The organism is Streptomyces sp. NPDC037301, from assembly GCF_055602785.1.
Window position 1 is genome coordinate 575289 of record NZ_JBVJWD010000001.1, and the last position, 14092, is coordinate 589380.

General features: G+C 69.0%; 14 protein-coding genes and 1 tRNA gene. 8 read left to right on the forward strand and 7 right to left on the reverse strand.

Features of this window, described 5'->3' with window-relative positions; genetic code table 11:
- The first annotated feature begins 48 nt into the window (after positions 1-48).
- The gene (locus ACZ7IB_RS02690; protein ID WP_470908561.1) at positions 49-825 is read left to right on the forward strand and encodes a nucleotidyltransferase domain-containing protein; all 777 of its coding nucleotides are present in this window, start codon (positions 49-51) and stop codon (positions 823-825) included.
- A gap of 39 nt (positions 826-864) precedes the next feature.
- Here ACZ7IB_RS02690 and ACZ7IB_RS02695 read toward each other — a convergent pair whose 3' ends face one another.
- From ACZ7IB_RS02695 to ACZ7IB_RS02710, 4 genes are all read right to left on the reverse strand, one after another.
- On the reverse strand, positions 865-1314 hold the full coding sequence (locus tag ACZ7IB_RS02695; protein WP_470908563.1) for an anthrone oxygenase family protein: 450 nt from the start codon (positions 1312-1314) through the stop codon (positions 865-867).
- Between the two features lie 474 nt (positions 1315-1788).
- Positions 1789-2991, reverse strand: coding sequence for an RNA-guided endonuclease InsQ/TnpB family protein (locus ACZ7IB_RS02700; RefSeq protein ID WP_470908564.1), 1203 nt, complete (start codon positions 2989-2991; stop codon positions 1789-1791).
- A 109-nt stretch (positions 2992-3100) separates the two neighbouring features.
- Positions 3101-3976 (reverse strand): ABC transporter permease, encoded by an 876-nt coding sequence (locus ACZ7IB_RS02705; protein WP_470908566.1) that lies wholly within the window; start codon positions 3974-3976, stop codon positions 3101-3103.
- On the reverse strand, positions 3973-6672 hold the full coding sequence (locus ACZ7IB_RS02710; protein ID WP_470908568.1) for an alpha/beta fold hydrolase: 2700 nt from the start codon (positions 6670-6672) through the stop codon (positions 3973-3975). Before ACZ7IB_RS02710 ends, ACZ7IB_RS02705 begins: the two co-directional genes overlap by 4 nt.
- A 190-nt stretch (positions 6673-6862) precedes the next feature.
- Between ACZ7IB_RS02710 and ACZ7IB_RS02715 the strand changes: the two genes are divergently transcribed.
- Positions 6863-7438 carry a nucleoside/nucleotide kinase family protein gene (locus tag ACZ7IB_RS02715; RefSeq protein WP_470908570.1) on the forward strand — a complete coding sequence of 192 codons (576 nt, stop codon included), beginning with the start codon at positions 6863-6865 and terminating at the stop codon, positions 7436-7438.
- Position 7439: 1 nt separating this feature from the next.
- Here ACZ7IB_RS02715 and ACZ7IB_RS02720 read toward each other — a convergent pair whose 3' ends face one another.
- Together ACZ7IB_RS02720 and ACZ7IB_RS02725 are read right to left on the reverse strand one after the other, a co-directional pair.
- Entirely contained in the window at positions 7440-8162 is a 723-nt protein-coding gene (locus ACZ7IB_RS02720; protein ID WP_470908572.1) for a DUF981 family protein, read from the reverse strand.
- A 63-nt stretch (positions 8163-8225) separates the two neighbouring features.
- A complete protein-coding gene (locus tag ACZ7IB_RS02725) occupies positions 8226-8831 on the reverse strand; it encodes a DUF4291 domain-containing protein (RefSeq protein ID WP_470908574.1) in 606 nt (201 codons plus the stop codon).
- Positions 8832-9060: 229 nt separating this feature from the next.
- Between ACZ7IB_RS02725 and ACZ7IB_RS02730 the strand changes: the two genes are divergently transcribed.
- From ACZ7IB_RS02730 to ACZ7IB_RS02755, 6 genes are all read left to right on the forward strand, one after another.
- The gene (locus tag ACZ7IB_RS02730) at positions 9061-9789 is read left to right on the forward strand and encodes a VC0807 family protein (RefSeq protein WP_470908575.1); all 729 of its coding nucleotides are present in this window, start codon (positions 9061-9063) and stop codon (positions 9787-9789) included.
- 154 nt (positions 9790-9943) lie between these two features.
- Positions 9944-10876 carry a helix-turn-helix domain-containing protein gene (locus ACZ7IB_RS02735; RefSeq protein WP_470908577.1) on the forward strand — a complete coding sequence of 311 codons (933 nt, stop codon included), beginning with the start codon at positions 9944-9946 and terminating at the stop codon, positions 10874-10876.
- The gene (locus tag ACZ7IB_RS02740) at positions 10873-11295 is read left to right on the forward strand and encodes a hypothetical protein (protein WP_470908579.1); all 423 of its coding nucleotides are present in this window, start codon (positions 10873-10875) and stop codon (positions 11293-11295) included. Before ACZ7IB_RS02735 ends, ACZ7IB_RS02740 begins: the two co-directional genes overlap by 4 nt.
- Before the next feature lie 120 nt (positions 11296-11415).
- Positions 11416-11506, forward strand: a tRNA-OTHER gene (locus ACZ7IB_RS02745).
- A gap of 117 nt (positions 11507-11623) precedes the next feature.
- Positions 11624-12625 carry a DUF2156 domain-containing protein gene (locus ACZ7IB_RS02750; RefSeq protein WP_470908581.1) on the forward strand — a complete coding sequence of 334 codons (1002 nt, stop codon included), beginning with the start codon at positions 11624-11626 and terminating at the stop codon, positions 12623-12625.
- A gap of 90 nt (positions 12626-12715) precedes the next feature.
- Positions 12716-12883, forward strand: coding sequence for an ABC transporter ATP-binding protein (locus ACZ7IB_RS02755; protein ID WP_470908582.1), 168 nt, complete (start codon positions 12716-12718; stop codon positions 12881-12883).
- A gap of 83 nt (positions 12884-12966) precedes the next feature.
- Here ACZ7IB_RS02755 and ACZ7IB_RS02760 read toward each other — a convergent pair whose 3' ends face one another.
- Entirely contained in the window at positions 12967-14088 is a 1122-nt protein-coding gene (locus tag ACZ7IB_RS02760; protein ID WP_470908583.1) for an FkbM family methyltransferase, read from the reverse strand.
- Positions 14089-14092: the final 4 nt, after the last annotated feature.

Sequence of the window (14092 nt, forward strand, 5' to 3'; positions counted from 1 at the left end):
GGTCGTCCGTCACCCGCGCGGCCGGGCGACCGTGCCATAGTCGGTTCCATGAATGCCGACGAGGCGCGGCCCACCCGGCTCCTCCTGGACCGCTTCATCGCCGACGCCGGTCACGCCGTTGCCCTGGAGGCGGTCTGGGCGCACGGGTCCCTGGCGTTGGGTGACTATCAGCCGGGGCGCAGCGACCTCGACCTCGTGGCCCTCGTGGAGTCGCCGGTCACCGAGGCCCAGAGACGACACCTCGGGCTTCTGCACCGCGCGTTGATTGCGGATGTGCCGATGGCCGCGAAGCTGCACTGCTCGTATGTGGTGCGGTCGCAACTCCCGGACGTGGGCCGTGATCATGTGACCTGGGCTCAGGGCCGGTTGTTCGAGCGGCCGGTCACGGCGGTCAGCCGACGGGAGTTGAGTACGGGCGGATTGTCGCTGTTCGGCCCGGAGCCCGCCGAGCTCGTTGCGGAGGTGTCCGATCAGGAGCTGGCGGAGTTCATCCGGGGCGACCTCAAGGGCTACTGGTACCCGGCGAGCGCCAAGCCCACCCGCTGGCTCCGCGACATCTGGGTGGACCTCGGACTGCTGACCCTCGCACGGGCATCGGTCACCCTGCGGGACGGGCGGCTCATCACCAAGGGGCAGGCGCTGGAGGTGCTGGCCGAGCTGGGTGCTCCCGCCGAGGTCGTCGGTGACATACACCGCCGCCGGTACGGAACCGACCCGCGCCGGGCCTCCCTGCCGTGGCGTATCAGACGGGGACGCCTCGCACGCACCTTCGTCCGGGCGGGCATCGAGCGAACGTTGGGAACCGGGTCGTCCCGCTGCCGGTGAGCGCGGCCGTCGGCTCGTGGGAGGGACCGGCCCGTCGTCCTACCCGGCGGCCACGGCCAGCAGCGCGAACGCGGCGAGGGACAGGGCCGTCCGGATCCGGTGGAGGTTGTTCCAACGGGACTCGAACGCCTCGCGGGCCGCGCTGTCACCGCCGCCCTCGGACGCCGCGAGCGCCTTGTTCAGCGGGATGTTCCCGGTGATCGTGATCAGGTGGCTGCCGACCGCGCAGACCAGCGCCGCCACTGCGAGCGCCCGGTCCGCGTCGTCGTCGGCTCCCACGACCACGGCGGCCGGGAAGGCGATCACACCGGCGAAGAGGACCAGGAAGGCCGGTGAGGGCACCTTCTCGTTGAAGCGGCGCATCGCGGCCGTGAACCGCTCGTCCGGCAGTGCCGCGATGCCGGGCATGATCGCGATCAGGAACGTCAGCAGGAAGCCGGCGTAGAGGCCGGTCGTGATCACGGCGAGCGCCGGCAACAGGGAGGACATGATGCACATCATGGCGTCGGCGGACGGGCCGCACAGCCCACTTTCGTATACCGGTGCGGCCCGATGCCTCCCCCGGTCAGCCCATCTCGCCTTCCGGTGCGTCCCCGGACCCGTTGTCGTCCCCACCGCCCTTGAGCCGGTCGGCCTGTCCGATCGCGGTCGCCAGCTTCCGTACCGAATCGCCCTAGGTCTGCGATGCCACCTTCTCGGTACGCTTGGCGAGTTCGACGAGACCGGGCGCGCCCGGCAGCCGGACGCCGCGTAGCGCGTCGGCAAAGCAGCCGGCGATCGCGGTCACTTGAAGCCGCTTGCTGTCGCCGCCCCACAGCGGACCGTCGATCGCGTTCGTCCCGACCCAACCCGTCTACTCGTGCGGCGCCAGGGTCTTGGGGTCCAGTAAGCGCACGATCGCGGTCACAACGTCGTGTCAGCACTTTTGACTGCTCCCCCGGCCGGGGCCGGGGGATTTCTGGCTCACGCTGCCTGACCGCCCAGCGGGTTGTCAGGTCTTCCACGATCAGCACCAGCCGGGTTCAGACCAGCCCGGACGAGCATCACGCGTGCGGAGTTCTTGTCTCTGGGTGAGACGGCTCCGCAGGCGGTGCAGGTGTACATGCGTTCGGACAACGGGAGTGCGTGCTTGGTTCTCGCTCCGCAGTGTCCGCAGTCCATGGTGGTGTGTGCAGGGTGCACGAGCCGAAGGTCCCGGCCATGCTTGCGCGCCATGTTGATCAACTCGTGCTTGGTGGCCGAGATCGCCGCGTCTGCCGCCTTCCTTGCCATGGTGGATTTGGCGAGGAATCCCGGTCGGAAATCCTCCACCGCAAGCTGATCGAAACCCGTCACGACGCGCTTGGCCCACTTGCGGGCGGAGTCCTTCCGCTGCCGGGCGATCTTCTTGTGCACCTTTGCGGTCTGGCGCTTCGCCTTGCAGTAGCCCTTGGAGGCTGCGCGTCCGCGCCGGGGACTCCTTCGGGCCATCAGCCTTTGGTGCCGGGCCAGCTTCCCAGCCAAATTCTTTCCATGCTCGGCGTGCGGAAGGTCGTAGGTGTCGCTGGTGGTGGTCGCGATCTTCTTCACACCCCAGTCAATACCGATGCACTGCCCATTTCCGGGAAGGGGCTGCACTTCGGCCATGACGACGAAGGAGGCGTACCAGTGGCCGAGGCTGTCACGGTAGATGCGCACGCTGGACGGCTCGGCGGGCAACTCCCGCGACCACACCACCGCCAATGCTGTGCCACCCGCGAGGTGCAGACGGCCGTCCTTGAGACGGAAACCGCGCCCGGTGTAGTTCAGTGTCGGATCCGCCAGGTCCTTCTTCTTGAAACTCGGCATCCCCGCACGCTGCTTGGCCGGTAACCGGGCCTTGATGTCCTTCAGCGCCTTGGCACGGGACTTGGCGAAATTTCGGATGGTCTGCTGCTGCGGAACGGACGCACCCTGACGCAGCCACTCATGTTCGGCTCGCCAACTGGTCAGCATCTTGTCCAGTCTGGCCGGGCCGCAGTCTTCCTCGGCCTTGCGTGATGCGCGGGATTCGGAGACGCACTGATTCCACACCCAGCGGCAGCGCCCCCACTCGGACATCAGCGCGACGAGCGCGGTGGCCGACACGCGAAGCCGATAGGTGTACCGGGCGTGCCCGGCGTCCTCGGCTCCCCGCAAAGTTGTCATGGTGTCACTTCAAGCTACGCAGACCACGCATGGCTCACTCTTCGAATTCCCGAGGACCCCCACAACTAGCCGAGCACACAAGCCCGTTTCGACCGACGGGGCGTCAAGCTCAGGACACGATGTCCTTACGACTGAACCCCCGGAAGGCGAAAGCGAACAGGATCAGGGCATAGGTCACCGAGATCGCCGCCCCCTTCACCATGCCGCCCCATTCCAGATCGGGCTGAAGCGCGTCCGCCCAGGCGAACTGCCAGTGCGCGGGCAGGAATTCGCGCCAGGACCCGAGTGCGGTGACGGCGTCCAGCACATTGCCGACGATGGTCAGCCCGACCGCCCCGCCGACCGCGCCCAGCGGGGCGTCGGTCTTCGTCGACAGCCAGAACGCCAGCCCGGCGGTGACCAGTTGGGAGACGAAGATGAACGCGACGACGAGCGCGAGGCGCGGCACGGTGTCCGAGGTCGCCAGCGCCCCGCCGGTAGGGAGTTCGAGCGGCCCCCAGCCGTACGCGGCGACTCCCGCGGCCAGCGCGACGAGCGGCAGCAGCACCATCGCGGCCAGACTGAAGCCGAGCGCCACGACGAGCTTGCTCCACAGCAGCCTGGCCCGTGGCACGGGTGCCGCCAGCAGATAGCGCAGCGAGGACCAACTGGCCTCGGAGGCGACGGTGTCCCCGCAGAACAGCGCCACCGGGACGACGAGCAGAAACCCGGCGGACACGAACAGGCAGGTCGCGGCGAAGTTCGCGGCGGACGCGGTCGCGGTGTCCATCAGGGTCAGCCGGTCGCCGCCGCCCCGGGAGGACGGCGTGCCGCCGATCGCGAACGCGGCGATCAGGATGAACGGCAGCGCCGCCAGCACCCCGCCCATGAGCAGGGTGCGGCGCCTGCGCAGCTGACGCACCGCCTCGACGCGCAGCGGCAGGGTGCGCCGGGCGCGGTAGCCGGGGGCCTCGGCGGCTTCTGTGACATCGACTGCGGCACTCATGCGGAGCCTCCGGAGATCAGGGTGAGGAACGCGTCCTCCAGGCGGCGATGCGGCCCGACACCGGTCAACGGCACGTCCAGCCGCACCAGTTCGGCGATCAGCTCGGACGAGGTGGCGCCGTCGAGCCGTACGAGCAGTCCGCGGCCGTCGTCCGTACGGACGGCCGAGCCGATCCCCGGCAGTGCGGCGACCTTGCCCACAAGGGGTTCGGCCACGTCCTGCGCGCTGGTGACGAGCAGCATGTCGCCGGAGCCGGTGATCTCGGCGACCGGGCCCGCCTGGACGAGCCGGCCGCGGTCCATGACCACGAGGTGGGTGCAGGACTGTTCGACCTCGGAGAGGAGGTGGCTGGAGACGATGACGGTCCGGCCCCCGGCCGCGTACCGGATCATCACGTCGCGCATCTCCCGGATCTGGGGCGGGTCGAGTCCGTTGGTCGGTTCGTCGAGGATGAGCAGGTCCGGCATCCCGAGCATGGCCTGGGCGATGGCGAGCCGTTGCCGCATGCCTTGCGAGTACGTACGGACGGCGCGGGCCAGTGCGCCGCCGAGCCCGGCGATCTCCAGGGCCTCCTCGATGTACGCGTCCTCGGCGGGCCGCCCGGTGGCCTGCCAGTACAGCTCCAGGTTGGCGCGGCCCGACAGATGCGGCAGGAAGCCGGCTCCTTCGACGAACGAGCCGACGCGGGACAGCACGGGCGCTCCCGGCCGGATGGCCTGCCCGAAGACGCGGATCTCGCCGTCGTCGGGCGTGATGAGCCCCATCAGCATGCGCAGGGTGGTGGTCTTGCCCGCGCCGTTGGGTCCGAGGAGGCCGAGCACCTGCCCCTTCTCGACCCGGAAGGACAGTTCCTTCACGGCGAATGGGGTCTCCCCTGCTCGAACGAAGCTGAGAGCTTGGGGAATGTCGGCAGACCTGGCGTACTTCTTCGACAGGCCGGTGATCTGGAGGGGCACTTCGGCGAGCGCCGGATCGGGCGCCGGGGTCGCGGTGCGGCGGCGGGCGGTGAGCAGCAGCAGGGCGGCGATCACGACGGCGGCGGCCGGGAGCCCCCAGGTCCACCAGGGCAGGGTGGCCGCTGCGGTCTTCAGGGCCGGGGCGGTGGGGACGGTCAGCGGGCCGGCGGCGGTCACCTTGTACGTCGTCGGCTCGGCCGGTGAGGCGTAGCCGAGGTCGGTGGCGGAGAGGACCAGGCGGAGCCGGTGTCCTGCGTCGAATTGGTGGTCGATGGCGGGGAGCGTCAGCTGCACGCCCTTGCCCTGCTGGGACTGCGGAATCCGGAAGGGTGCGACCAGTTGGGAGGGCAGCACCTGCTGCTTGCCGTCCGGCGACACGTCGTACACCTTCCCGAACAGCACGGCGTCGCCCCGTTCCGCATCGACGACGATCCGCACGGTCGGTGAGCCGGTGACGCGCAGGGACTTGTCCAGCGGGGCCGAGTCGAAGCGGGCGTACTGCCCGGGGAAGTCGATCGAGAGGCCGACGCCGAGGGACGACAGCTGGGAGAGACCGCCGCCGACGCCGGGAACGGCCGAGATGGCGGGCGGGTTGGCCCCGGCCGGGTTACGGAACGTCTGCGTCCGGCGCCCGAGGCCGATCGTTTCTCCTCCGCTGCTCAGTCCCGGATACGTATCGCTGCTCGCCCCGCGCGTGAGGGCGGCCCCGTCGGTGGAGTCGATACCTCCGGTCCGGGTGACGCGGAAGCCGGGCCCGGTGTCGGCGCCCTTGTCGCCCTTCAGATACCGGTCGAACCATCCGCCGATCCGCTGCCGCACCCGGTCGGTCTCCAGGTCACCGCCGTCGTGCCCACCGGCGATCCAGTCGACGGCGACCGGCGCACCGTTGCCGCTTATCGCCTCGGCCATGGCGTCGGCCTGGCCGAGCGGGAAGAGGGAGTCGGACTGCCCCTGCACGATGAGCGCGGGCACCTTGATCCGGTCGGCGACGGCGCTCGGGGAACGCTCGGTCAGCAGCGCTCGCGCGGCGGCGTCCGGCTTCCCGCTGACGGCGACCCGTTCGTACATGTCGCAGAGCTGCTGCTCGAACTTCTGGCAGCCGCCACCGGTGGTGACGAAGATTCCGGCCCAGAGCTTCTTGAAGACCCCGTCGGGGAAGAGGGCGTCGGCCAGGTTCCAGTAGGTGATCTGCGGTGCGATGGCATCGACGCGCTTGTCGTACCCGGCGGCAAGGAGCGAGACGGCTCCGCCGTAGGAGGCCCCGGTGACCCCGACCCGGGGGTCGCCCTTGGCGTCGAGCTCCACCTCGGGCCGGTCCGCCAGCCAGTCGATCAGCCGGGACACGTCCTTGACCTCGCGGTCGGGGGCGTTGAGTGCGATCTCCCCGCCCGACTTCCCGAACCCGCGGGCGGACCAGGTCAGCACGGCGTACCCGGCACCGGCCAGTTGTTCGGCTTGCGCCCGTACATCGTTCTTGCTGCCGCCGAATCCGTGCCCGATCAGCACGGCGGGCCTGCGCTGCGTGCCCCCGGTGGTGAAGTAGGAGGTGTCGATGGACACGCCGTCCACGCGCATCATCCGGTCCTGGCGGTGCACGGCGGGCCCGCCGTCGTCGGCCGTGGCGGTCCAGGTGCCCGCACCGGCCAGCACGACGAGCGCCGCGAGGCCCGCGGCCCACCGGCCGCGTTTACGGGGCAGCAGTCGCCGCCACCGGGACGTACGCGCAATAGGGGTCTCCATGGTTCACGACCCTAAGCCGACAGTCGCCGTGCGCAGGCAGCCGCCAGGGGGAACTCTCCGGCCTTCTTGCGGTGTACGGCAGTCCCCCGCCGTACTCCATGCGCGGTATGCCGCGCCGTTCGGGCGGGCGCGTTCGACACGGCCGCGCAATCGGATCGCGGGAGCTCTCGTGGGCTGGCACCCTGCCGACATGAATCACGCAGAGGTACTGCTCATCGGCGGGCGCGCGGGCGTAGGCAAGTCGACCGTGGCCTGGGAGGTTTCGGCGCAACTGCGGGCCGTCGAGGCGGCGCACGCGGTGGTGGAGGGTGATCTGATGGGCCAGGTCCATCCGGCGCCGGAGGGCGATCCGCACCGCGCGGGGATCACCGAGCGCAATCTGACGGCGGTCTGGTCCAACTTCGCGGAACTCGGCTACCGGCGCCTGATCTACACGAACACGGTGAGCGTGCTGCCGGAGTCGGCGGTGATGTTCGAGCGTGCGATGGGTGCGGATGTACGGATCGTCCGCATCCTGCTCACCGCCTCCGATGCCACGACGTACGGCCGGCTTTCGGGACGCGAGATCGGCTCGGAACTGGACCGTGAGGTGGCGAACAGTGTCCGCAAGGCCCGTCTCCTGGACGAGCATGCACCGGCGGACACGGTCCGGGTGGCGACGGACGGGCGGAAGGTGACGGACATCGCGCGCGAGGTGGTGGCCGTCACGGGGTGGGGGGACCCGGTGGACCGGCCGTCCGACCGGGCCCACCGTGGTCCTGAGTGACTCACATGGTGTTGACGATGAGGCCGATGTGGGTGAAGTAGTTGAGCCCGCCGAAGAGCAGGAACGCCAGTCCGGCCAGACCCCAGACGACTCCGATGACCGGTGCCATCCAGCTCTTGGGCCGGTGCAGCGCGAACGGGAACAGGAGCGCGCCGATGCCCACGAGGACGTACAGCCCGGACATGAAGCTCGCTTCCACCATCGGCCACTTCGCGAACTCCCCGGAGATGGGTTCCTCGGGCGGCGCGGCGAAGAGGGCGTACTTCCAGCCCGCGGCGGCGATCCCGAAGCAGGCGAGCCCGAGGCCGAACACAAAGACGGAGATGGGCGAGGCTACGCGGGCCGTGCGGACGATGCGGTCGGCGCTGTTGAGTTCGGCGCCGCGTTTCCAGAGGTAGAAGGACGCGGCCAGCAGAAAGACGCCGAAGGCGAGTGCCGGCTCGCCGAAGATGACGTTGTCGAACGGGAAGCCCTGTCCGGCGAGCGGCCAGGTCAGGGTCATATGGAGGCCGGTGGTGACAAGAGTGAAGCCGATGGCCCCGAACGCCAGCACCCAGCCGTCGGGGGTGATGATGCGCCCGGACGCGAGGAGCTGACGCCCCAGCGCCACCACGAGCAACAGCCCGGCACCGGCGGCCACCGCCATGATCGTGTTGTACGTCGGCATCCTGGCCCAGTCGATCTTCAGGCCGGATGCCGCCAGGGGGATGGCATGGTGGGTCATGCGCGGAGCGTAACGCCAGATATGTCTCTTATAGGGCATTAACTCTTTTGCCCGGGTTACAGGTCAGGCTGTCGCCCCCACCGGGAGCCCGGCGCCGGCCGACGGGTACGGGGGCTCCCGCGGCAGGAGTTCCGCCGCGTCGTCGAGCCGCCCGGCCCGCACCAGTTCGTGGATCTGCCGGGCGAGCGGGGTGACGTCACGGATCGACACCGTCCACTCGTCCGCGTATCGCCGCGCCGCTTCACCGGAGAGCCCGAGCTGGAGGGAACGGTACGGAAGCCGGTCCAGGCGCAGATCGCGCTCGGGGTCCCACTGGACACGGGCCGGGCTCCGGCGCAGGTTGCGCTGCCAGGCGGCGCGGTCGGGGTGAATTGCCCTCACGTAATGCGAGAGTTCGGAATTCGCCAGGGCCCAGTCGAAGCCCTCACGGGTGATCTCGACGGCCAGGACGGTCTCCTGGCCCTCCTTCGTGGCCCAGCCGCAGCGGTACATCATCCACAGGAAGCTCGGTTTGATCCATGTCATGCGGTCGCGCTTCCAGACTTCCGGGAAGCGCCCGTCGCGCACGGCCGGAAGACCGATGAACGGGGCGTACGCCTGGTAGACGGTGACGGTCGTGTCCGTGTACTGGGCGCGGATCTCGTGCTGTGGCCTGGTCGGGGCGGTCATGACCTCATCACAGCACCGGTTCGACCGGCGCGGCGAGCGAGTTTCGGGTGCGTCGGAGCCCCCGGCCTCCTTCAAGCGGTGCGCAGCCGCTGTCACCGGCAGGGGCTGACATTCGTCATACGGACCTCGGTACACGCGGCTCTGCCGGGCACCGGGCTCCGGCGGCCAGTCTGTACGTATCGAGAGCGGGGCCGCGAAGGCGCCCGCCGATACGGAAGAGGAACCCGTCATGACCAGCCCGGCCGCCACAGCCACCGCCCCTGTCGCAGATGCTCCGGCTGCCGCCGCTCCGTTCGCTCCGCGCAAGGCACTACTGGACAGCATGATGCCGCTGCTCGTGGATGTGGGGGTACCGCTCGTCTCCTACTACGCCTTGAAGGCGGCGGGCATGGGTACCTTCGCCGCGCTGGCCTGGAGCAGCGTGGTGCCGGCCGTGCGCACCGTGTGGGGTGTCGCCCAAAAGCGCCGGCTCAACGGGCTGGCGGCGCTGATGGTGACGGTCAACGTGGTCGGGCTGCTGACGAGTCTGGTGGTCGGTGACCCGCGGCTGATGCTCGCCAAGGACAGCGGGGTGAGCAGCATCATCGGGATCGTCGTTCTGGTGACCGCGCTGAAGGGGCAGCCGATGATGAGCGCGGGGGTACGGCCGTGGCTGACCAAGGGCGATGCGGCCAAGGACACCGCCTGGCAGCGGCTCTCGGCTCGGTCGGCGGCGTTCCGGCGGGCGGAGATGCGGTTCTCGGCGGTGTGGGGTGCGGCGCTGCTGGGTGAGTGCGTGGTGCGGACCGTGGGGGCGTACACCGTGCCGGTCGGGACGATGGTGTGGCTCGGCACAGTGATCATGGTCGCGACGATGGTGTTGGCGTTCCTGGTCTCGGGGCGGGTGGGCGCCGTTCCGATGGAACGGATGATCGCCGAGGCGGTCGGTGCCGAGAGAACCGCGGACGGTACGCGTTGACGTGGTGAGGCCGGAAAAGGGGAGCCGCTTTCGCGGCTCCCCTTTCCGGCTGGGGAGGGCGGGCCCTGACACGTCCCGCGAGCCGGTGCAGCCCCTTCGAGCATTACCTGGGAGGTAATTGAGGTGGCCCCGTGCCGGTCATTACCGTCCCCGTATGGGCATGCGTTCCACAGAAGACGACGGAGTCCTGGGGCTGCTCCTGCGTGACCTGCGGCGCCAGAAATCGCTCAGCAAGCAGGTGCTTGCCGAGCGGGCCGGCTTTTCCCTGAACCATCTGAGGAGAATCGAGGCCTGCGAGCAGACGCCCGACGCCGAGACGGTTCTCCACATCGCCCAGGCGCTCGGGCTGCCGCCCGCGCACCGACAGCAGCTCGTTGCCCGTGCGACCGCGGCGGGAAAGCTGCGCTGGTACGACAGCGTCCCCCCGTTGCCGGCTGATGTACGCCCGGTTCTGGAGAAGGTGCTGACCGGCCATGAGCCGTATCCGGCCATGGTCACCGACAGCTGCTGGAACATCGTGGCTCTCAACCACACGATGGAAATGCTGATGAGCGATGTCGCCGGCCATCTCCTGGCGCCCGCCAATTTTCTCCGCATCATTCTGCACCCGGAGGGGCTGGCGCCGCATCTGACCAATCTTCCCCAGGTGAGATACCACGTCATACGAATGCTCCGGCGATGGAGCGCAATCACCGGGAACGGCCGCCTGCGGGAATTGGAAGCGTCCATAGCGGGCCTTCCGTCGGCGCAGGATGCCGAATTAGCCAAATCCGAGGAAGCCGAATTCGCCGTATCCGGGGAGGCGGACCGCATGCTTCTGCCCATCGAGCTGTACCGGGAGGGGCACCTGTTGACCTTCTTCCACATCGTCACCTCGTTCGGCGAGCGCCCCGGCACCCTCTTCTCCGATCTTCCATCCGGTCCGCTGAGCGGCATCGCGCTCGAATCGTTCCTGCCGGCGAATACCGAGACCCGGGTCCTCCTCGGTTCGCCCGCCCCGGTGTTCCCCGGTGCCGGGAGCACCTCCGGGCCCATTCGGCACACACCTCCAGATCAGCAGCATGACAACGAAAGGAAGACCTCATGACGTCGTCCCAGAACGCTGGTACGGTCCCGGCGACGGGCGCCGCCCGTTCCGACAGCCTGCTCCGATTCGCCCTCGTGGCGGACGTGATCCTGACCGGTGCGAACGGCATCGGATACCTCGTACTCGCCACGGTCCTGGACTCGTTCCTCGGCGTGCGCCTCTCGGTGCAGTACCCGGTGGGCGTGTTCCTCACCGTGTACGCCCTGTGGGTGCTGGTCGTCTCCCGCCAGGAGAGCATCAACCGCGGCGCGGTCGCCTTCATCATCACTCTGAACATGACCTGGGCCGTGGCCAGCGTCGCGGCTGTCGCCGTGGACGCACTGACCGCGACGGGGATCGGCAACGGCTGGATCGTGTTCCAGGGCCTGGTCGTGGGGGCCATGGGTGCACTCCAGTACATGGGCCTGCGGCGCATGTGAGAGCGCGCCGGGCAGGGTTGAACCGAGGCCGGCACACCATCAGCGGGACGTCAGGGCCATATCAGGCCCCTCTGGCAGACTCTTACCTGTGAACGGGACGGGAAACCGGACCGGAAACACGGAGAGGTGCCCGGAGTGGTTTATCGGGGACCGCGCGCAAGCAAGGTCGGGCCCTCAACGGTCCACGCAGGTTCGAATCCTGCCCTCTCCGCAGCACGCAGCAATGGATCCGGCCCTGCACTCCATCAGGAGCAGGGCCGGATCTGTCTGACTTCCCGCTGCGCGGCGGCAGACCGCATTACCCGTCTATTCTCGTGGGGCGTGCAGGATGACTTCCAGTGTCACAGCAGACAGCATCGACTTCGACAACACGCTCCGCGCCGTGGCGGAGTTCAGCGACAATCCCAGCGCATTCCTGGCCCTCAGCAGCGGTAATTCCCGCTTCGCACTGCCGGGGATTCCCGGAGTGATCGTGTACCGGACCTCCGGGCCGTATCTGGTGCAGTTCGGCGGTCCCCTGTCTCCCCCGGACGCCGCGGGCCGGCTGCTGAAGGGCTTTCTGGAGTTCGCCGCGGCCCAGGAGCGTCTGGTCGTGTCGGTCCAGCTCCAGCAGGCGGAGACCGGTCTGTACGCCGAACACGGCTTCACCGTGAACCAGGTGGGTGCGTCGTACGCCATCGACCTGGCTGATTTCAGCCTGCGCGGCACGCGCTTCATGCAGCTGCGGAACAAGATCGCCCGCTCGTTCCGGGCCGGTCTCACCGTGACGGAGAGTCCGCTGGCGGACTGCGCGGAGGCGGTGGCGGAGGTCGACCGTGCCTGGCTGGGCAGCAAGGGCGAGCACGCCAAGCCGCTGGAGTTCCTGGTGGGTGAGCTCGGCGGTGAAGCGCAGGCGCTGCGCCGGCTCTTCGTGGGCCGGATCGACGGCAAGCCCGTCGGCTACATCTCCTACTCGCCCGCCCACGGCAGCCGCAGCGGCTGGCTGCACGATCTCAGCCGCCGCCTTCCGGACAAGGTGCCCGGCATCATGGAGGCCATCAACAGGACGGCCATCGACACCTTCGTCGCCGAGGGGGCCGACTGGCTGCACTTCGGCTTCACGCCGTTCACCGGGCTCGCCGAGGAGTACGAAGTGCCCGGCGCCAGCAGGGGTTTCGCCTGGTTCATGCGGTGGCTGCTGGCCAATGGCGCCGCTGTGTACCCGGCTCAGACACAGCTGGCGTACAAGCAGAAGTGGGCACCGCTGGTGCTGCCGGAGTACGTGGCCTTCCAGGGCGAGGCCCGGTTGAGCGGGCTTCTTCACATCTTCAAGGCGTCCAACGCCATTTGAGGACGCGCCGCACCTGCCGGTGCGGCCCGCCGTCCGTTCATGACGTACGGAGTACGGAAACCGATCCGTTCCGAGACCCGGGAGCTTGTCATGGGACCGACACCGGAGCAGTTGGAGGCCGCCGAAGGCCAGCTGCTGAACTCGTTCTTCGGCCTGGCCGGCGACCCGGACAGCGCTTCCGCCGCCGCGGCGGCGGACCTGGCGCTGGCGGAGCTGGACGCCCTGCTGGATGCGGTGCCCGAGGAGGCCACCGCCTGACGGTTGCCCCCTCACCGCACGGAAGACCCCCTGGCCCGCAGGCCCGGGGGTCTTTCACGCTGTGCGGGCGGCGGCCCGGTCGCTCAGTCCTGCGGGGGCAGGCTGTCGACCAGCACGATCTCGTCCGGAACGCGTCCGGCGGGCCTGCGTCCGGCCAGCCAGTCGGCGATGGTCCGGGGGTCGAGGCGCGGCCTGCCGGACTCGGCCGAGGCCACCACCGGGCGGGGATCGTCCGCGTACTCGGGGCGTACCGCCTGCACGGCGTACCGGCCGGTGCCACGCAGCAGGTCCTCCTCGGCCACGGTGGCCCGGAAACCGTTCGCGGTCAGCAGGTCCCGCACGAGCTGCACCCGGCCTTCGGTCGGGGTGCCCTTCTCGTCATGGACCTCCATGCTGATCTGCTGGATCAAGGGCCAGTGACGGCCTTCGACGCCTCGCAGGACATCCAGCTCGGCCCGCTGCACATCGATCTTCAGCAGATCGATGCGCGTGACTCCGGTCTCCTCGATCACATCGGAGAGCGGCCGCAGCCGGCAGTGCCGCTCGGTGAGTTCGAAGTCCTTGGCGACCAGGGCCTCCACCTGCGTCAGATGGTCGTCCCGGCCCGCGGCACCGGTCTCCCGGGTGTTGGCGACGTACTGCTTGATCAGATCGACCTCGTTGTCCAGGTCCGCGTAGTCACTGCGGCACGACATGATCGAGATGCCCGGGTAGAAGTTGAAAACGATCTCCTGCTCCCGGTCGGACAGCCCGAAGGGGAGCAGCCGCGCGGACACTCCGTGCCGCTCGACGTTGCGGCGCAGCACATCGAAGACATCGGGTACCGGCTCGTACGCGAAGACACTGGCCGAGGGGCAGCGGGCCCCGACGAAGAGGCTGAACATTCCGATGTTCGCGCCCACGTCGAAGACGACCGCGTCCTCGCGCAGAGTGATGCCGCCCTGTAAGTACGATTCGGCGGAGAATATCTCGTCGTAGAGAAAGCGTGTCTCGTGCGGATTGATTTCGGCGAGTTCACTCAACGGACCGGCGGGCGACAGGTCATTCCCATTGCCCCAGCCCTGGATGCGTGCAGTCAGCCGGCCCGCGGACGTGTGGTCCAGCCGCACACGGGCGACTCCGGGGTATCGCAGAATGAGATCGCGCACTTCGTCGAGTTCCGTCTTCGGTGCATCCGGCGAAGCGGACCGGTCGGGCTTCGTCACGAGA